Source organism: Filomicrobium sp., assembly GCF_025698805.1.
Classification (GTDB): domain Bacteria; phylum Pseudomonadota; class Alphaproteobacteria; order Rhizobiales; family Hyphomicrobiaceae; genus Filomicrobium; species Filomicrobium insigne.
This window is the reverse complement of the sequence record NZ_JAILWT010000002.1, coordinates 271045-289449: the sequence shown is the minus strand read 5'-3', so window position 1 is coordinate 289449 and position 18405 is coordinate 271045. Positions and strand designations below refer to the sequence as shown.

The 18405-nt window shown below is 58.2% G+C and carries 16 protein-coding genes and 1 pseudogene; 10 read left to right on the top strand and 7 right to left on the bottom strand.

Annotated elements, in window-relative coordinates:
* Positions 1 to 105: 105 nt before the first annotated feature.
* Positions 106 to 828: pseudogene (locus K5845_RS05070) on the bottom strand (DUF1013 domain-containing protein); the annotation flags it as partial.
* Positions 829 to 1173: 345 nt separating this feature from the next.
* Here K5845_RS05070 and K5845_RS05065 point away from each other — a divergent pair.
* The 6 genes from K5845_RS05065 (at position 1174) to K5845_RS05040 (ending at position 8207) form a co-directional block, all read left to right on the top strand.
* A complete protein-coding gene (locus tag K5845_RS05065) occupies positions 1174 to 1611 on the top strand; it encodes a MaoC family dehydratase (protein WP_046475440.1) in 438 nt (145 codons plus the stop codon).
* Positions 1612 to 1696: 85 nt separating this feature from the next.
* Positions 1697 to 2644 (top strand): bifunctional riboflavin kinase/FAD synthetase, encoded by a 948-nt coding sequence (locus K5845_RS05060; protein ID WP_046475443.1) that lies wholly within the window; start codon positions 1697 to 1699, stop codon positions 2642 to 2644.
* Between the two features lie 31 nt (positions 2645 to 2675).
* Positions 2676 to 3989 (top strand): cation:proton antiporter domain-containing protein, encoded by a 1314-nt coding sequence (locus K5845_RS05055; RefSeq protein ID WP_090227764.1) that lies wholly within the window; start codon positions 2676 to 2678, stop codon positions 3987 to 3989.
* Positions 3990 to 4113: 124 nt separating this feature from the next.
* Complete coding sequence (gene ileS / locus K5845_RS05050) at positions 4114 to 7146, top strand: isoleucine--tRNA ligase (protein WP_287958516.1); 3033 nt, start codon at positions 4114 to 4116, stop codon at positions 7144 to 7146.
* 16 nt (positions 7147 to 7162) lie between these two features.
* On the top strand, positions 7163 to 7690 hold the full coding sequence (gene lspA / locus K5845_RS05045) for a signal peptidase II (protein WP_046475451.1): 528 nt from the start codon (positions 7163 to 7165) through the stop codon (positions 7688 to 7690).
* A gap of 73 nt (positions 7691 to 7763) precedes the next feature.
* Positions 7764 to 8207 carry a hypothetical protein gene (locus K5845_RS05040; protein WP_287958515.1) on the top strand — a complete coding sequence of 148 codons (444 nt, stop codon included), beginning with the start codon at positions 7764 to 7766 and terminating at the stop codon, positions 8205 to 8207.
* A gap of 194 nt (positions 8208 to 8401) precedes the next feature.
* Here the strand turns inward: K5845_RS05040 and K5845_RS05035 are convergent, their stop codons facing one another.
* Positions 8402 to 8578, bottom strand: coding sequence for a hypothetical protein (locus K5845_RS05035; RefSeq protein ID WP_160298672.1), 177 nt, complete (start codon positions 8576 to 8578; stop codon positions 8402 to 8404).
* Here K5845_RS05035 and K5845_RS05030 point away from each other — a divergent pair.
* From K5845_RS05030 to mutL, 4 genes are all read left to right on the top strand, one after another.
* The gene (locus K5845_RS05030; RefSeq protein ID WP_287958514.1) at positions 8577 to 9998 is read left to right on the top strand and encodes a M16 family metallopeptidase; all 1422 of its coding nucleotides are present in this window, start codon (positions 8577 to 8579) and stop codon (positions 9996 to 9998) included. The genes K5845_RS05035 and K5845_RS05030 overlap by 2 nt on opposite strands.
* Before the next feature lie 17 nt (positions 9999 to 10015).
* Positions 10016 to 11389 (top strand): M16 family metallopeptidase, encoded by a 1374-nt coding sequence (locus K5845_RS05025; RefSeq protein ID WP_287958513.1) that lies wholly within the window; start codon positions 10016 to 10018, stop codon positions 11387 to 11389.
* A 159-nt stretch (positions 11390 to 11548) separates the two neighbouring features.
* On the top strand, positions 11549 to 12928 hold the full coding sequence (locus K5845_RS05020) for a phosphoglucose isomerase-related protein (protein WP_082100917.1): 1380 nt from the start codon (positions 11549 to 11551) through the stop codon (positions 12926 to 12928).
* Positions 12929 to 12973: 45 nt separating this feature from the next.
* The gene (gene mutL / locus K5845_RS05015) at positions 12974 to 14821 is read left to right on the top strand and encodes a DNA mismatch repair endonuclease MutL (RefSeq protein WP_287958512.1); all 1848 of its coding nucleotides are present in this window, start codon (positions 12974 to 12976) and stop codon (positions 14819 to 14821) included.
* 6 nt (positions 14822 to 14827) lie between these two features.
* Here the strand turns inward: mutL and gph are convergent, their stop codons facing one another.
* From gph to rsmD, 5 genes are read right to left on the bottom strand one after another with little or no spacing between them, the layout of a single operon-like run.
* Entirely contained in the window at positions 14828 to 15505 is a 678-nt protein-coding gene (gph, locus tag K5845_RS05010) for a phosphoglycolate phosphatase (protein WP_287958511.1), read from the bottom strand.
* Positions 15506 to 16060 (bottom strand): thioredoxin family protein, encoded by a 555-nt coding sequence (locus K5845_RS05005; protein ID WP_287958510.1) that lies wholly within the window; start codon positions 16058 to 16060, stop codon positions 15506 to 15508. It lies immediately after the preceding gene.
* A gap of 9 nt (positions 16061 to 16069) precedes the next feature.
* Positions 16070 to 16762 carry a ribulose-phosphate 3-epimerase gene (rpe, locus tag K5845_RS05000; protein ID WP_046475476.1) on the bottom strand — a complete coding sequence of 231 codons (693 nt, stop codon included), beginning with the start codon at positions 16760 to 16762 and terminating at the stop codon, positions 16070 to 16072.
* 51 nt (positions 16763 to 16813) lie between these two features.
* The gene (locus K5845_RS04995; RefSeq protein WP_287958509.1) at positions 16814 to 17821 is read right to left on the bottom strand and encodes a hypothetical protein; all 1008 of its coding nucleotides are present in this window, start codon (positions 17819 to 17821) and stop codon (positions 16814 to 16816) included.
* Positions 17822 to 17834: 13 nt separating this feature from the next.
* The gene (gene rsmD, locus K5845_RS04990) at positions 17835 to 18404 is read right to left on the bottom strand and encodes a 16S rRNA (guanine(966)-N(2))-methyltransferase RsmD (RefSeq protein WP_287958508.1); all 570 of its coding nucleotides are present in this window, start codon (positions 18402 to 18404) and stop codon (positions 17835 to 17837) included.
* Position 18405: the final 1 nt, after the last annotated feature.

Here is an 18405-nt window from a genome sequence, read left to right as displayed (position 1 = left end):
CTCTGAATCTTCTTCATCTTCTTCAGTCTCTGAATCCTCGTCAGTCCCTGAGCCCTCATCAGAGGAAGCTTCGGGCGTTTCCTCAGATTTTTCGTCTTCGCCCTCTTCTTCTTCGTCTTCGTCGGACGTATTGCTGCCGGAGAGCTGTTGAAGCTTCGCAAACATGCGTGCCTCTTCCTCGCTCTCGGATTCGTCGGCTGGAGCCGGAGTCTCGTTGAGGTCGGTCGTTTCGTCAGTCGGCAACAGGCTGCCACCTGGCTCCAGCGGAAGACCGGCGGCTTCACGTTCCTTAGCGGTGCGTTTCGCGGCCTTCTGGACCTCATTGTCGAGATCGATCTGGGAGCACAGGCCGAGGGTTACCGGATCCTGCGGAACCAAGTTGGCCGAATTCCAGTGTGTGCGATCGCGAATCTGGGCGATGGTCGGCTTAGTGGTGCCGACGAGGCGCATGATCTGGCTGTCTTTGAGCTCCGGATGGTTGCGCAATAGCCAGAGGACGGCATTCGGCCGATCGTGACGACGCGAGACAGGTGTATAGCGCGGACCTTTTTTTCGAGTCGCGACCTGCGGCATGTTGACCTTGGGTTCAGCCAATCTCAGGCGATGATTGGGGTCCTCTTCGCCGCGCACGATCTCATCGCGCGTCAATTGGCCGGAGGTAATGGGGTCCATTCCCTTGATGCCCTGCGCCACATCGTCGTCGGCAATGCCCTTGACCTCGAGCACGTGTAGTCCGCAGAACTCGGCAATCTGCTCAAACGTCAGGGCGGTATTGTCGACCAGCCAAACGGCAGTGGCCTTGGGCATCAACGGCTTACGATCGCTCATAAGAGTTTCTCCGGTCCGCGCGCGGTGGAGACGTCCGCGCGGGCCAATAGGCTGAATGAATTAACGGGAGGATCTGCACAATACATTGAATACTTAGCGCATTGCAACAGCTGGCGTCGGAGGTGGATGCAACAGCACGCCGCGCGTTGCCTGTGAGACCAAACCCAATAAGCGGAAATATAGTGCGGAATGGCCCTTTGTGCCTATTCCAGCTTTGTAACTTTTTTGGTCAATGACGTGTGAATGAGCGTGTTGCTCGTATGCGAAGCGGCCATTAGGGTGCGCGGGCTAAATCGCGGTGCGAATGCATCGACAGCTAAGGTGCAGGCACCGAAAAGGGCATTGATGACGGTGGTGACACGAAAAGCATATTACTTCGAGGACCTCGAGCTCGGCATGGAGGCCACCTTCGAGAAAACGGTTCAAGAGGCTGACATCGCGGCGTTCGCGGAGGTCTCGGGCGATCGCAACCCGGTGCATCTGGATCGTGAATACGCCGCCACAACAATCTTCAAAGAGCCCATAGCCCACGGGTTATTGACGGCCAGCTACATTTCGACGGTCTTTGGCATGGAGATGCCCGGGCCAGGCGCGATCTATGTCTCCCAGACGCTCAACTTCAAAGCCCCTGTACGGATTGGTGATACCGTGACGGCGAAGGTCGTCGTTGTTGATCTCGTCCCATCCAAGAAGCGCGCGCGATTCGATTGCACCTGTTCTGTTAACGGCAAAGTCGTTCTCGATGGCGAGGCGATGATGATGGTGCCGGGACGCCCGGAGTAGTTTGCGTCCGCACAGCGGTGACGTGCTGTAAGGGTTATTCACGCTGACGCGCACATTGGTGTGCTGATGAATGGGAACAGGCCGCATGCTGGTGGTTCACGGTAGTCTTCCGGTGCCGGACGTTGCACGAGGCGCCGTGCTGGCGATCGGCAACTTCGACGGCGTGCATCGCGGACACAAGGCGCTTCTTGCAGAGGCCGTGAAGACGGCCAAGGCGTTGTCGCGGAAGGCGGGTGCGGTCATCTTTGAGCCGCAGCCGCGCGAGTTTTTTCATCCCGAAGAGGCGCATTTCCGCCTGACACCGCTCTCGGAAAAATTGCGGTTGCTTGAGCTGTTCGGGCTCGATCTTGTCGCTGTTCTCGACTTCAATGCTGAGCTCGCCGGCTTGTCGGCGGATCAGTTCGTCGAAACAATTCTCGTCAGGACTTATGACGTCGCGCATGTGGTAATCGGCTACGATTTTCGCTTCGGCAAGGCCCGTGCGGGCACGCCTGAGTCATTGTGTCAGGCTGGGGAGAAACACGGATTTGGCGTGAGCGTGATCAATCAGCAAGCCGAGGAGGGCGAAGTTTTTTCTTCGACTGCCATTCGGCTGCATCTGGCTCAAGGCGATGTTCGTGGGGCTGCGCATGCGCTGGGCCATTGGTGGCGCGTTGCCGCACCAGTCATCAGTGGACAAAAGCTTGGGACCGAGCTGGGATTTCCGACGGCAAACGTTGAGTTGCCGCGCGGGACAGCTCTACGACACGGCATTTACGCCGCGCGTGTGGTCATCGGCGACGAAATACACGATGGCGCAGCTTATTTCGGAACTCGACCGAGTGCCGATGACGGTCCCGTTCGGCTAGAGGTCTTTATCCTGGATTTTCAGGGCGATCTTTATGATCGTGAAATTGCCATCGAGTTCGTTGATTTCATACGTGAAGATAAGCGGTTTGAAACCTTCGATGCGCTGAAGGCGCAAATTGTCGAAGATTGCGTGCAGGCCCGTGCGATCCTGTCGGCCGTGCGTGAAAAGCCGCCGATTATTTAGATTTTTTAGATACATAAGGAATGCGGGTCACGTGGAAGACCAGCTCCCGTTTTTGTTGGCGATCGCCATCATCACATTAGCGGCCGTTACGGCCGGTCTTTTTATGGCTTGGCTCAAGCAGCCGCCGATGGTGGGCTATATTCTGGCAGGCGTAGCGCTTGGTCCGGCTGGTGTCGGATTTATGCCGCAAGTGGATGCGGTGCCCTTGGCGGCTGAATTCGGCGTGCTGTTTCTCCTGTTCGTCATCGGCATGGAAGTCAGCCTAAAGGCGTTCATCGATGATCTTCGGCCCGCCGTTTTGACGGTGGCGGGGCAGATCATCGTAGCATTCGGTGCGCTAGCGCTTTTTGGCGTTATCCTTGAGTGGCGTCCCGAACAGATCGTTCTGATGACCTTTGTTGTCACCATGTCATCGACGGCTGTCGCATTGAAGCTGTTGGATGACCTTGGCGAATTGCGCACGGACCTCGGGCGTATCGTCGTCGCGGTTATGATCGCGCAGGATATCGCGATCGTGCCGATGTTGGTCATCGCGAACTCGTTCGTACCTGGGGCGTCGTTGGAGCTTTCAACGCTCCTTAAGGTCGTTGGTGCGTTCGCAGGGTTGGCCCTTTTCATCCGCATATTCGGCAAGGGCGGGAAGCTGCCGTTCCCTTGGCAGGAGAATATCCTGGGGCGCGTAGAGTTGGTTACGCTTGTTGCGCTCCTCATTTGCTGCACAGCCGCCGTGCTTACGGGCGTTGCGGGAATGTCGCCGGCTTATGGAGCGTTTCTTGCGGGGTTGCTGATCGGCAAAACAACACTTCGCACAGAGGCGATACGCGCGATGGAGCCGATCCAAGGCGTTCTGATGGTGTTGTTTTTTGTGGCCATCGGCCTCTTGCTCGACGTCGAGTTCATCATTGAGAATGCCGGTCTGGTAGCGGTCTTCGTGGTTGGGACGCTTCTGCTGAAATCCGTCGCCAACATTGTCATCCTTCATCGCGTCGGCTTGCCGTGGAAAACGGCTTATCAGGCCGGTCTCGTGATGGGCCAGATCGGAGAGTTTTCGTTTGTGCTGGCCGCTGTTGGCTTGGCGAATCAGGTTTTCGATCCTGTCGGCTACAAGCTTGCTATCTCGGTTATTGTGCTCTCACTCCTGTTCAGTCCGCTTTGGACGTTTGCAGTGCGTCGCGTGCACGAATCAACAGAGCGACGCATTGCGACGCTGGGATATGGCGTCTTTCACCCGACTGCGCGGGACGGTGGTGACATGGAAGAGAAAACCGATTGGGCCGTGCCGTCGCTCGACCTCGGACCGGTCAAAACCCGGCGCGGTCGCTCAGGCCCGTCTCCGCGGCGTTGAACCGTGCGATTTACCAAGCGAATTCCTAATGTGCCGATATGGTGCTGGTACAGCGGCGGCAGCGTTGCTAGAAGGCGGCTAACCCATAAACACTGGAAAGAACGCCGCCCGGCGTGAAGGACAAATGGCGAAACAGACTGGCCAAGGCGATAACGAAGGCGCGACGACCACGGAAGCACGCGACTGGTCGAAAACACTCTATCTGCCGAAGACTGACTTTCCCATGAAGGCGGGCTTGCCGAAACTTGAGCCCCGATTGCTCGAGCGTTGGGAGCGGATCGGGCTTTATGACAAGCTGCGCGCGGAGGCGAAGGAACGGCACAAGTTCGTGCTGCACGATGGCCCTCCATATGCCAACGGCAACATTCATATCGGGCACGCGCTGAACAAGATCCTCAAGGATCTCGTGGTCAAGAGCCAGCAGATGCTGGGGCACGATTCGAACTATGTGCCGGGCTGGGACTGCCACGGCCTGCCGATCGAATGGAAGATCGAGGAGCAGTATCGTGCCAAGGGCCGGAACAAGGATGAAGTGCCGGTCAATGAGTTCCGTGCTGAATGCCGGGCCTTTGCTGCGAAGTGGCTCGACGTGCAGCGCGAGGAATTCAAACGACTGGGCGTGATCGGCGATTGGGAACATCCCTATTCGACGATGGCGTTTCCCGCTGAGGCGACGATCGCCAACGAGTTGATGAAGTTCGCGCGCAGCGGTCAGCTCTATCGCGGCTCGAAGCCGGTGATGTGGTCGGTCGTCGAGAAGACGGCGCTCGCGGAAGCGGAAGTTGAGTACCAGGACTATCAGTCCGACACGATCTGGGTGAAGTTTCCGATCATCAGTGTTGGGGAGTCTGGAGATGATCCCGTCTCGCAAAAGCTGCTGTCGTCATCGGTCGTCATCTGGACAACAACGCCGTGGACGATTCCTGGGAACCGCGCGATCTCGTATTCGTCGAAAATCGCATATGGGCTCTACGAAGTTACGGCAGCGCCGGAAGGCAATTGGGCCAAATCCGGTGACACGTTTGTACTTGCGGACAAGCTTGCAGCTGACGTGATGAAGGCTGCCAAGGTTGAAAGCTCTGAACGGCTCGGTGACGTCGATTTTGCCAAATTGGGTGGTGCGCAGATTTGTGCGCATCCGCTTCGCGGCAAGGGCTACGATTTCGATGTCCCGCTGCTCGATGGTGACCATGTTACCGATGATACAGGAACCGGCTTCGTACATACGGCGCCGGGACATGGTGCGGACGACTACAACATCTGGACGGCGCGGCAGAAGTCTCTACGGGACCGCGACATCGACACGACGATCCCGTTCACGGTCGATGCGGACGGTGTGCTGACGGATCAAGCGCCTGGGTTCACGGGCAAACGTGTGCTCAAGGAAAACGGCGATAAGGGCGATGCCAACGACGCCGTCATCAAAGCGCTCGCAGAGGCGGGTGCGCTGATCGCGCGCGGCCGCCTCAAGCACCAGTATCCGCATTCGTGGCGGTCGAAGAAGCCGGTCATTTTCCGCAATACACCGCAGTGGTTCATTGCCATGGACCGACCTCTTGCGGCTGCCGGCAACAAGTCGTTGCGCGAGACGGCACTGGAGGAGATCAAGCGCGTTGAGTGGGTGCCGGCTGCTGGTGAGAACCGCATCACAGGCATGATCGTCAACCGCCCGGATTGGGTGGTTTCGCGTCAGCGCGCGTGGGGCGTGCCGATCACGGTCTTCCGCAACACGGAAACCGATGAAATTATTCCCGGCCCCGGCTTTGCGAAATCGGACGAACTGCAAAAGCGGATCGCCGATGCTTTTGCGGAAAAAGGCGCGGACGTCTGGTTTGAAGAGGGGGCGAAAGAGCGTTTCCTCGATGGTCTCGTCGACGATCCGAGCGCGTGGGAGCAGGTGCGTGACGTTCTGGATGTGTGGTTCGACTCCGGTTCCACGCACGCGTTCACAATGGAAGACCCCGTGCATTTTCCGGGACTCGCCAATATCCATCGGGCTTCCGCCGGTGGCCATGATCGTGTGATGTACCTTGAGGGGTCGGATCAGCACCGCGGCTGGTTCCATTCCTCGCTTCTGGAAAGCTGCGGTACGCGGGGGCATGCGCCTTATGACGTCGTCCTGACCCATGGCTTCGTGCTCGATGAGAAGAGCGCGAAGATGTCCAAGTCGGCGGGCAATGTAACCGCGCCGCAGGACGTCATGGACAAGTCGGGTGCTGATATCCTGCGCTTGTGGGTGGCGGCGTCGGATTACTCGGATGATCTGCGGATCGGCCCCGAAATCCTCAAGACGTTTTCTGAGACCTATCGGAAAATGCGTAACACCATCCGTTGGATGTTGGGCGCGCTCTCGCATTTCCGCGAGGAAGACCGCGTTGAACTCGCCGATATGCCCGAACTCGAAAAGCTGATGCTGCATCGGCTCTCCGAGATGGGGCCGGAAGTGCGGACGGCTTATGCGGAGTACGATTTCCGGAAGGTTGTTTATCTGCTCGCGCAATTCCTGAACACGGATCTATCGGCATTCTACTTCGATATCCGGAAGGATGCGCTTTACTGTGATGCGCCGTCCAGTATGCGCCGACGTGCGGCTCTTAGTGTTATCGATGAGATCTTCAAGGCGACGACGCTTTGGCTTGCTCCGATCCTGTCGTTTACGGCGGAGGAAGCTTGGTTGGAGCGGTATCCGTCCGAAGACAGCTCGGTTCACCTGCAAGACTTTCCGCTGATTTCGCGGCTTTGGCGGAATGAAGCGGTTGATGAAAAGTGGGACCACATCCGAAAGGTGCGCCGGGTGGTGACAGGGGCGTTGGAATTGGAGCGCGCGGCGAAACGCATTGGCTCCAGTCTCGAAGCGGCTCCCGTCGTCTATGTCGACAACGCGGATACCTTGGCTGCGCTGCGTGATGTAGACCTCGCGGAGGCCTTTATCACGAGTGGGGCAGAACTGGTCAGTGGTTCAGCGCCGGAAGATGCTTTCAAGCTCCCCGACGTTGCCGGTGTGGGTGTCGTGCCGAAGCGTGCTGAGGGACGCAAATGCGCGCGCTCATGGCGTATTACTGACGATGTCGGATCTGATCCTGCCTATCCCGATCTTTCGGCGCGGGATGCCGCCGCGATGCGTGAGATAGATGCTGCTGGCGCAGGCCAGGGTTAGGTTAGGGCGTGTGGTGATGACGGGCGATCAACACTCCGGTGGATGGTTTTGGGGCGCGTTCTCGCGGTGGACGCTGTGGGCGGCGCTCATCACCTTGGTGGCCGACCAAGTAAGCAAGTGGTGGATTATCGCCCACTACAACCTAGAAGAGCGAGGGCGGGTTGTCGTGCTCCCGTTTCTCGATCTGGTCTTCGTGAAGAATACCGGTGTGAGCTACTCTATGCTCGATATGGCTCATCCGGCTTGGCAGGCCACTTTGGCGGCATTTGCTGCCGTGGCCAGCATAGCGCTGTGGATATGGTCAGCGCGTTCCACCGGGAGCGCCGTTCTCGCTCTAAGCCTAGGTCTGATCATCGGAGGAGCGATTGGAAATGGCATCGATCGGCTGGTGATCGGGGGCGTAGCCGACTTTGTTTCGCTGCATGCCTTCGGCTTCTACTGGTATGTCTTCAATGTCGCAGATGTCGCTATAGTTGCTGGGGTAATCGGCCTCTTGTATGATTTCTGGGCAACGAGTCGCAAAGACGCCGCAAAGACGTCATAGCGCTCGATGCTGCAGAGGTTGGGCCGGGGCTCGCCTAACGCGATCCACCTCTTGCGGCCAGGGAGATTCGGAAATGAGATCTGTCGGACGGATCAGGGCTTTACTGACCGCACTGAGCGTTTTCGCTGCCGCTGCTTCGGCTGGCTGCTCGCCAGGCGATGTCCAGTTCGAAGGTAAGATCTTCGATGCAATGGGCATGAACGCGCCTACGACCCGTACAACGCCTAAGATGGAATCGCGGAGCCCATTGGTCGTGCCTCCGGATTTGGCCCGTTTGCCTGATCCCAATGCTCCAGCTCAGACACCGGAAGATATCTCTCTTGCTGCGATTAACGATCCTGACCGAGCCAAAGTGGTCGACCAGGAAATGTTGAAGAAGCAGCAGGAAGAGTATTGCGCGAAGCACTATGATACGGCTGTTGCCATGGGACGCGCCGACGCAGACTCGGTCTCTGGGCCATTGGGTCCCTGCCGCAAGTCGGTTCTTTCAGCCATGAAAGAGTGGAACGCGCAGTAGGGCATTCTGGCCGGCGTTCTGACCCCAGATTATTTTGCTTGGCATCGTGGGGCGTCATGGCGCGTGGTTGAGGTGCTCATGCCAGGTAACGCAGCGCATCGTTATCAAATAATATTTATTCAGTTAAAATAATCTCTTATGCGTGTGGCGTAGCTATGTAGCAGCGCCAATTCCGTGGGAACATGGACGCGTTGTCATTTGACAAGGCAGGTCTGAATGCCGACATCCTCGGAGGCTTCGACTCGATAGGTGCACGGTAAATCGGTTACGATTTGCTTCGCTTCCGTAGCCGGGTTTGAAATGCGCGTTTGGAGGTTGAGCTTGTCCTTCATAGCGCGCCGATGTCCGGACCTTTGAGGATCTGAACTCATGCGCATTCTGGCTTCGTGCCGCTTTCCCCTTTTGGTTTCCAGCTTAGTGACGGCTCTCATGCTCGCAACGATGTTGTCCGCTACTTCCGCCCACGCTGCTCCTCGTGCCAACGAATTCAAACTCGCCAATGGCATGCAGGTGGTTGTTATCGAAGACAAGCGTGCGCCGGTCGTGACGCACATGGTGTGGTATCGCGTCGGTGCTGCTGACGAGCCGCGCGGAGAATCCGGCATCGCTCACTTTCTCGAACACCTGATGTTCAAGTCCACCGACAAGATAGCGGTTGGGGAATTTTCCAAGATCGTGGCTAGGTTGGGTGGGCAGGACAATGCCTTCACCAGCCAGGATACGACGGCCTATTTCCAGCGCGTCGCGAAGGACCGACTTGCCAAAGTGATGTCGATGGAAGCGGACCGCATGGTCAATCTTCGGCTTACCGACAATGAGGTTTTGACCGAGCGCAACGTTATTCTCGAAGAACGCCGCAGTCGTGTCGATAACAACCCTTCAGCTATTTTGTCTGAACAGATGGATGCCACGCTTTATTATTCACATCCCTACGCCATTCCGGTGATCGGTTGGGAGCACGAGATTGCGCGGCTCGATCGGGAAGATGCTCTCAATTTCTACAAACACTACTACGCGCCGAACAACGCGATCCTGGTGGTCTCTGGGGACGTTGGCGTTGACGAGGTGCGCAAGCTCGCTGAAGAAACTTACGGTAAAATCCCTTCTAACCCCGAGGTGGGTGCAAATCGTCTCCGTCCTGTCGAGCCACCGCAGCTTGCAGCTCGCGAGCTGGTGCTCACGGATCCGCGGGCAGGTAAAGCTTCCTTCCATCGTTACTATCTGGCGCCTAGCTATGTGAAGGCGCAGAAAGGTGAGGCCGAGTCGCTCGACGTTCTCGTCCGGATCCTTGCCAACGGGTCGACAAGCCGACTGTACAAGTCGCTTGTGGTCGACAAGAAAATCGCTTCGTCGGCGGGTGGCTGGTATCACGGTGATGGGCTCGATAGCGGCAAGGTTGCGCTCTACGCAATCGCGGCTGACGGCTCCGATCTTGATCAGGTAGAAGCTGAGATTGATCGGGTTATTGCAGATGTCGCGAAGAACGGCGTTACCGAAGACGAGCTGAGGCGGGCCAAGATGGGCCTGACGGCGGACTACGTGTACGAGAGCGACAATCAGTCAAATATGGCGCGGCGTTATGGCTGGGGCTTAGTCGTCGGCCAGAGCATCGAAGATATCGAGGAATGGCCAGCGGCCATTGAGCGAGTTACCGCGGCGGATGTGCAGAAGGCTGCACAGAAAAGCCTCGACATTCGGCAGTCTGTGAGTGGACGGCTTCTGCCCGAGGCCGATAACGATCCTGGCACGTCCAATAAACGGGCGTCGGCTACGGCATCGCCACGCGGTTGACAAGGGAACGAGAAGTCATGAGCCTATTGCGACAAGCCGGGTTGCGCGTTCGTGCTGTTGCCCGTGTCAATTTCGTAAATCTCCTCGCCGTTTTTTTTCTCCTTAACATCGTCGCGCTCAGCAGGCCTGCTCAAGCTATGGATATCAAGACCGTTAAAAGTGCCAGCGGCATCGAAGCTTGGCTCGTCGAAGAACACTCTGTCCCGCTCGTTGCGCTGCGCTTTGCGTTTACGGGCGGCAGCTCGCAGGATCCGGCCGACAAGGCAGGCGTTTCTAATTTTCTCTCGGCGATGCTCGATGAGGGCGCGGGTGATCTGAAGTCGGCGGAGTTCCAGGAGCGCATGGAAGATATCGCCATGCGCATGTCCTATGAGGATAGTCGCGACACGTTCTACGGCAGTGTTGAAACTCTCTCTGCGAACCGTCCGCAGGCGATGGAACTGTTGAAGTTGGCGTTGACGAAGCCGCGCTTCGATGATGATGCCATTGAACGTATTCGCGGGCAGCTTAAGGCGAGCATTGTTTACGCGTCGCGTGACCCGGATCGCGTCGCTGGCAACGCATGGTATGCTGCGGCTTTCCCGAACCACCCGTATGGCAAGCCTAAGGATGGAACGCTTGAGACGATCTCCAGTATCACGCGCGATGATCTTGAAGCCTATCGCTCGAGGATCTTTGCTAGGGAGAATCTAAAGGTTGTGGCAGTCGGCGATATTGATGCCGACGCGCTCGCCAAGCTGCTCGACGAAGTTTTTGGGGATCTGCCGCAGAAGGCGAAACTGAATTCCGTGTCGGATGTCGCGCCGCCTAAGAAGGGAAGTCTGACCGTTACGGAAATGGACGTTCCGCAGTCTGTTGCAGTGTTCGGTCTTGGCGGGTTGAAGCGCAAAGATCCAGACTTCATGTCGGCGTTCGTTTTGAACCACATCATCGGTGGTGGCGGGTTTGCCTCGAAGTTGATGGAAGAGGTGCGTGAAAAGCGCGGGCTTGCTTACTCCGTTTACAGCTATCTAAGCCCGATGGATCATTCGGCGATCTTCCTGGGAAGCGTTGCGACGAAGAACGAGGCGATCGCGGAATCTCTCGATGTCATCCGTGCGGAGCTTAAGAAGATGGTGGAAACCGGCCCGACCGAAGAGGATCTTAAGAACGCCAAGGACTACCTGACGGGCTCCTATGCATTGAGGTTTGATAGCAACGCGAAGATTGCCAGCCAGCTTCTGGGCATCATGGTCGAGGGCATGGGCATCGACTATGTGAATACGCGTAATGCGCAGATTGAGGCGGTAACCTTGGAAGACATCAAGCAGGCGGCAAAACGGTTTCTCGACCTCAACGATCTCATCGTTACCGTCGTTGGCAAGCCGGCTGGTTTGGCTCCGAGAGGGTGAGTATTTTCTCTTTATTTTGCAGCGGGTTGCATGTTTTGTTTTGAGAGCGCGGGGCAATTTGCCCCGCGTTACTATTTGCGGCTCAGATTCCTGTGCCTTGGCGTGGCCGCAGAAACGGGCTAGGTGGACACACACGTTTCACCAATCCGGGATTGCTCGATGACCAACCCTGTTTCTCTCAGCAAGAATTCAGCATCAGCTGAAGGCTGCGCACCCTTTCGTATTTCGATCGACGGCTGCATGGAGACGGTCATTGGCCGACATGGTTTGTCCGAGCATTTGCTGAGCCGGTATCTCAAACGTGCCGAGCCCGAACTCGCCAAGCTGAGAGACCACTACAAGACGGGGCGGCTGCCTCTTCTCAATATTCCCGAAGAGACGGCGGATCTTGATGAAGCCCATGCAGCTCTCGCGCGGCTCAGCGAGGGGGCCCGGCTGATTGTCTTTTTCGGGACTGGCGGTTCGGGGCTTGGCGGGCAAACTTTGGCTCAGCTTGCGGGATGGAATATTCCCGGCGGTGCAGCTCCCGATCAACGCAAACGTCCTCGGACGCGCTTTTACGACAATCTCGACGGCGCGACGTTGTCCGGTGCGCTGGACATCCTTGATCTAGAGACAACGCGTTTCGTTGTGACATCGAAGTCGGGTAGTACAACTGAAACGCTCGCGCAGGCCATTGCGGCGCTCAGCGCAGTCAAAGCGGCAGGGCTCGAGGCCCGTATCCCGGAGTTGTTCCTCGGGATTACGGAGGAGGATAAGCCGGGTAAAAGCAATGGGTTGCGTTCCCTCTTTGCGGCACACGGCATTCCGATGCTTGCGCATCATGACGGGATCGGTGGGCGGTATTCGTGCCTCACGAACGTCGGATTAATGCCGGCGATGGCGCGTGGGCTCGATGCGTTCGCTGTGCGGCAGGGGGCCGCCGATGTGGTCCAGAAGATGCTGGACGCACGCCGTCCAGCCGACTTCGCGCCGGCCGTATCAGCAGCGGCAGCCGTGGCGCTTAACAAAGAAAAGGGCGTTCGGCTTAGCGTCATCATGCCTTACGCCGACCGTCTGGGAAGGTTGGCAGATTGGTACGTTCAGCTGTGGGCGGAGAGCCTGGGTAAGAATGGCCAAGGCACATGCCCGATTGCGGCAGTCGGACCGCTTGATCAGCATTCCCAGCTTCAGTTTTTCATGGATGGGCCGCCTGAACTGTGGGTCACGGTTGTCCGTGTTGCCACCGTTGGCAATGGGCCGGTCGTGGATGCCGAGATGGCCCGGCAGGCTGGCGCGGACTACATGGCGGGCCGCCATGTTGGGGATATCGTGGCTGCGCAAGCGGCGGCGTTACCGGAAGCGCTCGCGCAGGCTGGGCGGCCGGTTCGCACGATTGATGTGGATCGCCTCGATGAGCGTGCGATCGGCGGGATTTTGATGCATTTTATGCTCGAAACGATTCTCGCCGGGCGGATTATGGGCATCGATCCGTTCGATCAACCCGCTGTCGAATTGGCGAAAATCCTCACGCGTAAACGGCTCGACGCCGGTATCTGATCCGCAGCGGCGTTCCGGGTACTCGACGAAGAGGGATTTCTCGGTTTGTCGATACGTCAGCTCTCGCCTGAAACAATCAATCGTATCGCGGCCGGCGAGGTCGTCGAACGGCCGGCGAGCGTCGTCAAGGAACTTGTCGAAAACGCGATCGACGCGGGTGCCCGCGACGTCGAGGTTGTGACCGCAGGCGGTGGCTTGTCGTTGATCCGTGTGAGCGACGACGGCTGCGGCATGAGTGCGGAAGATCTGGCGCTTTGTGTCGAACGTCACGCGACGTCCAAACTCAGCGAGGAAGATCTCTTCGATATTCGAACGCTCGGGTTTCGCGGGGAAGCGCTTCCTTCCATCGGTTCGATTGCGCGGCTGGAGATTGTTACGCAGGAGCGGGGCGGGAGCTCAGGCTGCGCTATCATCGTTGACCGGGGTGCCAAGGGTCCTATTCGGCCCGCAGCGATCAATTCGGGAACCCGTATCGAGGTGACGGATCTTTTCTCTGCGACACCAGCTCGCCTGAAATTCATGAAGTCCGAGCGCTCAGAGAATCTTGCAGTCTCCGATGTCGTCAAACGGTTGGCGATGGCGCATCCCCAGGTCGCTTTCACGCTGGTGACTGGCGAACGGGCCAGTCTCAAGCTGCCAGCGTGCAAGGCCGATGCGGACGGACTTTTGCAGCGCCTCGGCCGGATTATGGGGCGCGATTTTCTCGCAGACGCCTTGGAGATCGCCGGAGAACGGGACGGCGTTCGCGTGGCGGGATTTGCGGGACTGCCCACACTCAATCGCGGGGATGCTTCTCAACAGTTTCTGTTCGTCAATGGACGGCCTGTGAAAGATCGGCTGGTGGTTGGAGCGCTTCGCGCTGCCTACGGAGATACGGTACCCCGCGGGCGTCATCCTCTCGTTGCTCTCTTTGTTGACGTCGATCCACGTGAGCTGGACGTTAACGTGCACCCAGCTAAGACGGAAGTCCGGTTCCGTGATGCTGGAACGGTGCGCAGCATCATGATCGGTGCGATTCGGCATGCTTTGGAAGGTGCAGGGCATCGTGCGTCGGCGCGGGGCGGGCAGGATACGATCGCAACATTGCGGCCCGTGGAACCGGCGGCACCGTCACGGACTACCGGGGCAGCGTGGTCTGGCGTTTCCTCACGCGTGGCCTCTGTACCTAGCAGCTCACCCCTATCGGACTTCGAGAGTCCGCAGGGCAGGGTGCATGGCTTTGCCGAGCCGGTTCAGGCAGCGTTTACTGCATTCTCGGCAACAGGTGCGGATGCGTCGGCGGATGCGGAACCTGCCCGGGCAGACCTCATGGATAGCCCGCTTGGCGCCGCGCGGGCGCAATTGCACGAGACCTATATTGTTTCGCAGACACGCGACGCCGTTGTCATCGTTGATCAGCACGCCGCGCACGAGCGTCTTGTCTATCAGAAGCTCAAGGCGATGTTGACGGAAGGTGGCGTGGCGCGACAGGGGCTTTTGATCCCCGTTATCGTCGAACTGGGCGAGGAAGGGGCTGAAACCTTAGCCGAGAAGGCGGATGAACTTTTAGAGCTTGGCCTTGTCGCCGACCGGTTTGGTCCCGGCGCGGTGGCCGTACGTGAAGTGCCTGCGCTGCTAGGAGACACCGATGTCGATGGTCTTGTCCGGGATCTTGCCGATGAGATCCTTAGCGAGTCGGATGACAGCGCTCTGAAAACCCGGCTGGAAGCCGTGGCGTCGCGGATGGCGTGTCATGGCAGCGTGCGGGCCGGTCGCCGGCTCACCGCGAGCGAGATGAACGCTTTATTGCGCGAGATGGAAGCCACACCGTTTTCGGGCCAATGCAATCATGGCCGTCCGACGTATGTGGAGTTGAAGCTCTCGGATATCGAGCGTTTGTTCGGGCGTCGCTAACGCGCGTTATCCGTTCGCCGTTGCGTCATTCGTGATAAGCGCGCTTTCGATCTCGGCAAACGTATCGTGTGCGCGCCAGTGGGGGATCGAGGCTACGGGGCTCTTGCGATAGCCCTTCGTGAACAACACGAATTTTACGCCAGCGGCTTGGGCTGTCGCAGCATCGACTTCGCTATCTCCGACGTAGATCGTTTCGTCCGGTTTGCTTCCGAGTTGCGCGATTGTAGCCAACAGGCCGCTCGGGTCCGGCTTGCGCGTTGGCAGCGTATCGCCCCCGACCACGACTCTGAATGTGCTTGTGAGGCCAAGGTCCTTCAGGACCGTGCGCGTTATCGCTTCAGGTTTGTTTGTGCAAATGCCCAGCCGGTCGCCGCGGCTCTGCAGCTTCGCAAGCAGGTCTTGCACGCCAGGGTAGATGACTGTGTGCTTTGCCGGGTCTTCAGCGTAAATCTCGAGAAAGCGAGCCACGGCTTGCTGTATGTCTTCAGGACTGGTGCTGGCGTGCGCATGATCGAGACAGCGCTGCATCAAGACCCGGACACCTTCGCCGACGAATGATTTCAATGTCGGAAGATCGAGTTCAGTGAGGCCTTGTTCGCGGAGGACGCGATTGGCCGCGGCGTGGATATCGAGGGCACTGTCGATGAGGGTGCCATCGAGGTCGAAAACAACTGCGCGAACCATTCAGCTTTCCCGCCATTTTATTGAGCATCCCGCCGAGGGGATCTGTTCACGTGGGCCTTGGCCTGTTTCAGCCACTTGCTTCATTGCGAGGAAAAGGTCTCTGCGCAGATCGGCGGGGCCGGTTTCTTTCCGGGACGCATCCAAGCGGCCGCGATATTGAAGGCCGAGATCGGCGTCGAAGCCGAAGAAGTCCGGCGTACATACGGCGTCATAGGTCCGGGCGACGGATTGTGTCTCGTCGTGGAGATAGGGGAACGTGAAGTTGTGATGGGCGGCGAAGGTTTTCATGTTTTCGAATGAATCATCGGGGTATGCGCGCCAATCGTTCGCGCAAATTGCGACGCTCTCAATGCCCAGGGGCTTGAGTTCATTGGCATCGCGGACGATACGGTCGATCACTGCTTTCACGTAAGGGCAGTGATTGCAGATGAACATGATCAGCGTGCCACGTTCTCCACGCAGGTCGGCCAAGCTGTAGGTTTTGCCGTCGACGCCGGGTAGCTTGAAGTTCGGAGCTTTCCAGCCGAAATCGCAGATCGGGGTTTCTACCGCCATTGCCACTCCTCAACAGGGGATCGAGCGGGCGTTCGTTGCTGCGTCCCGGATCGCTTTGATGTTGGCCGCGTAGTGAGCAGGCGTGCCGCCTTTGAACACCGCAGAACCGGCGACGAGTGCGTTGGCGCCTGCTTCGACAATCTTGCCGGTTGTTTCCGGTGTGACGCCGCCATCAACCTCGATGTCGATCGGGCGGTTTCCGATCATCTGTTTGACGCGGCGGACCTTCTCCACCACGGCAGGAATGAAAGCCTGGCCGCCGAAGCCTGGATTGACGGTCATCAGCAGAATGAGGTCGAGGCGGTCGAGAACGTACTCGATCGTGCTTTCAGGTGTCGACGGATTGAGCGAGACGCCCGCGCGTTTTCCGAGAGCCTTGATTGCTTGCAGCGAGCGGTCGAGATGGGTGTCGGCTTCAACGTGCACCGTGATGATGTCCGCACCGGCTTCCGCGAACGCTTCGATATAGGGAACGGCCGGGTCGATCATCAAATGGCAATCGAAGACCTTGGGCGAGGCGTTGCGGATGGCTTTGATAATGGGAGGTCCAAAGGTGATGTTGGGCACGAAATGGCCGTCCATGACATCGAGATGGATCCAGTCAGCCCCAGCGGCATCAATGTCGCGAACCTCTTCGCCCAGGCGGGCGAAGTCGGACGATAAAATCGAGGGGGCTATGACGATTGGACGGGTGGCGGCCATGTATCTGAATCCCGGATGACTTTGCTGCCTGCTTCATAGCCCCCGACACGCTTACCTGCCACCCCTTATCGGGCAGGAATTTCGGGGGGGGGCCGATTTGTGACGGCCGCTGATGACAATAAAGACGCCGACGACGCCGAGTAATATGAGCGGGATCAATTTCCAGTCGTAGTTCGGGACGGCAAGGATGCCGAACCCTGCGGCCAATGCTTCGAGCGCCAGTGCGCTAAACGGTGTCAAGGCACTGGTTCCCAGGAAGCTTTCTGTGCCGATTTTTACCACGGAGGAGAAGGTTAAATACGTCATGGCGATGAATACAGGCGCGCCGCAGAAAAGGGCGAGGGCAAGCGTTGGCACGTGCCAGAAGGCGGCGGGTTCAGGTGTCATCGGGTTGGCTGGGAGAATGCCATAGAAAACCAGAAAGACCGAACAGATCAACGCGGTCGCTGCGATCAGCGTTGTCGCCAGGACGACCAAGCCTGTGACACGCAGTTTTTCGCGTACCGTTTCAGCGCGCCGGTTCCAGGGATGAAATTCGCTGGCGAATGTTTTTATTGAGACGACAAGTGCGCAGGCGAGTGCAAGTAACGTTGCGGAAAATATGCGCGCATTGTCCAAGCCCCAGAGGATCGGGATAACGGCGACAATAATTATGGCCGCACCGAACCAAATGCGGTTCGTCATGGTGCGAGAAAAAAACAGCCAGCCGATCACAAGCGACACGGGCACAGCCAAGCGCAAAGCGAGGCTAGCTTCGGCGGGTGTTAGGATACCCAGCAGGAGGAAATATAGGGCTTCGAGGCCGACGGTGGCGGTGCCGAACACCCAGCTCTGACGCGTCAGGATGACATCGCCTGCGTCTTTGCCCCACCCCGTGATCGCCAGCATTCCGGCAGCCGAGGCGGCCATCGTGTAGAAGATGAAGACAGACATATGCGCGCCGGCGGCCTGGGCAATTGCATAGAGTACGGTCAACGCGGAGATCGCGATGACGAACAGGGCCGCTTCGAGCCATCCGTTCAAACCGCCGTGCGTTTTATCCCGCCAGCGTATGTTCACGGGTGGATCCTCGTCATGCTGTTTCGGAGATTAGCCGGGCAAAATGAACCGTGGTGTCGCCATATGTACGTTCGTCGATAAGTTCGAAGGCAGATGGCAGATCGACTGTTACGCCTGCGCGTTCTTCAAGGACGATGATTGCGCCGGGAGAGAGCCAACCTCCCTCATGAAGGGCTGTGAGTGCGGCTTCGCCGAGTTTGTTGTCGTAGGGCGGGTCAAGGAAGGCGTAGGCGTAGCTGTCCCGCGTTGCGGCTGGGCCAAGCCGGGTGGCGTCACGCCGGAAGATGCGGGTTATGCCTTGCAGGCCGAAGGCTTCGATGTTTCTGCGAATAAGCCCGCGGGCATCGGCGTTGTCTTCGACGAAAAGCGCATAAGAAGCGCCGCGTGAAAGGGCTTCCACCCCAAGTGCTCCCGTGCCGGCGAAGAGGTCGATGACACGTGCGCCCTCCAATGGAGGGCCTTCGATGCCGTGCGTGAGAATGTTGAATACGGACTCGCGGACGCGATCCGAGGTGGGGCGCGTGCCTCCGTGCTGAGGAGCAACCAAAGTGCGCCCTTTGAAACGCCCGCCTACGATACGCATG

What these genes read in the sequence shown, in the direction of transcription:
- K5845_RS05065 (WP_046475440.1), top strand. Translation starts at nt 1,174, where the DNA reads ATGACGGTGGTGACACGAAAAGCATATTACTTCGAGGACCTCGAGCTC.
- K5845_RS05060 (WP_046475443.1), top strand. Translation starts at nt 1,697, where the DNA reads ATGCTGGTGGTTCACGGTAGTCTTCCGGTGCCGGACGTTGCACGAGGC.
- ileS (WP_287958516.1), top strand. Translation starts at nt 4,114, where the DNA reads ATGGCGAAACAGACTGGCCAAGGCGATAACGAAGGCGCGACGACCACG.
- lspA (WP_046475451.1), top strand. Translation starts at nt 7,163, where the DNA reads ATGACGGGCGATCAACACTCCGGTGGATGGTTTTGGGGCGCGTTCTCG.
- K5845_RS05040 (WP_287958515.1), top strand. Translation starts at nt 7,764, where the DNA reads ATGAGATCTGTCGGACGGATCAGGGCTTTACTGACCGCACTGAGCGTT.
- K5845_RS05030 (WP_287958514.1), top strand. Translation starts at nt 8,577, where the DNA reads ATGCGCATTCTGGCTTCGTGCCGCTTTCCCCTTTTGGTTTCCAGCTTA.
- K5845_RS05035 (WP_160298672.1), bottom strand. Translation starts at nt 8,578, where the DNA reads ATGAGTTCAGATCCTCAAAGGTCCGGACATCGGCGCGCTATGAAGGAC.
- K5845_RS05025 (WP_287958513.1), top strand. Translation starts at nt 10,016, where the DNA reads ATGAGCCTATTGCGACAAGCCGGGTTGCGCGTTCGTGCTGTTGCCCGT.
- K5845_RS05020 (WP_082100917.1), top strand. Translation starts at nt 11,549, where the DNA reads ATGACCAACCCTGTTTCTCTCAGCAAGAATTCAGCATCAGCTGAAGGC.
- gph (WP_287958511.1), bottom strand. Translation starts at nt 15,505, where the DNA reads ATGGTTCGCGCAGTTGTTTTCGACCTCGATGGCACCCTCATCGACAGT.
- K5845_RS05005 (WP_287958510.1), bottom strand. Translation starts at nt 16,060, where the DNA reads ATGGCGGTAGAAACCCCGATCTGCGATTTCGGCTGGAAAGCTCCGAAC.
- rpe (WP_046475476.1), bottom strand. Translation starts at nt 16,762, where the DNA reads ATGGCCGCCACCCGTCCAATCGTCATAGCCCCCTCGATTTTATCGTCC.
- rsmD (WP_287958508.1), bottom strand. Translation starts at nt 18,404, where the DNA reads ATGCGTATCGTAGGCGGGCGTTTCAAAGGGCGCACTTTGGTTGCTCCT.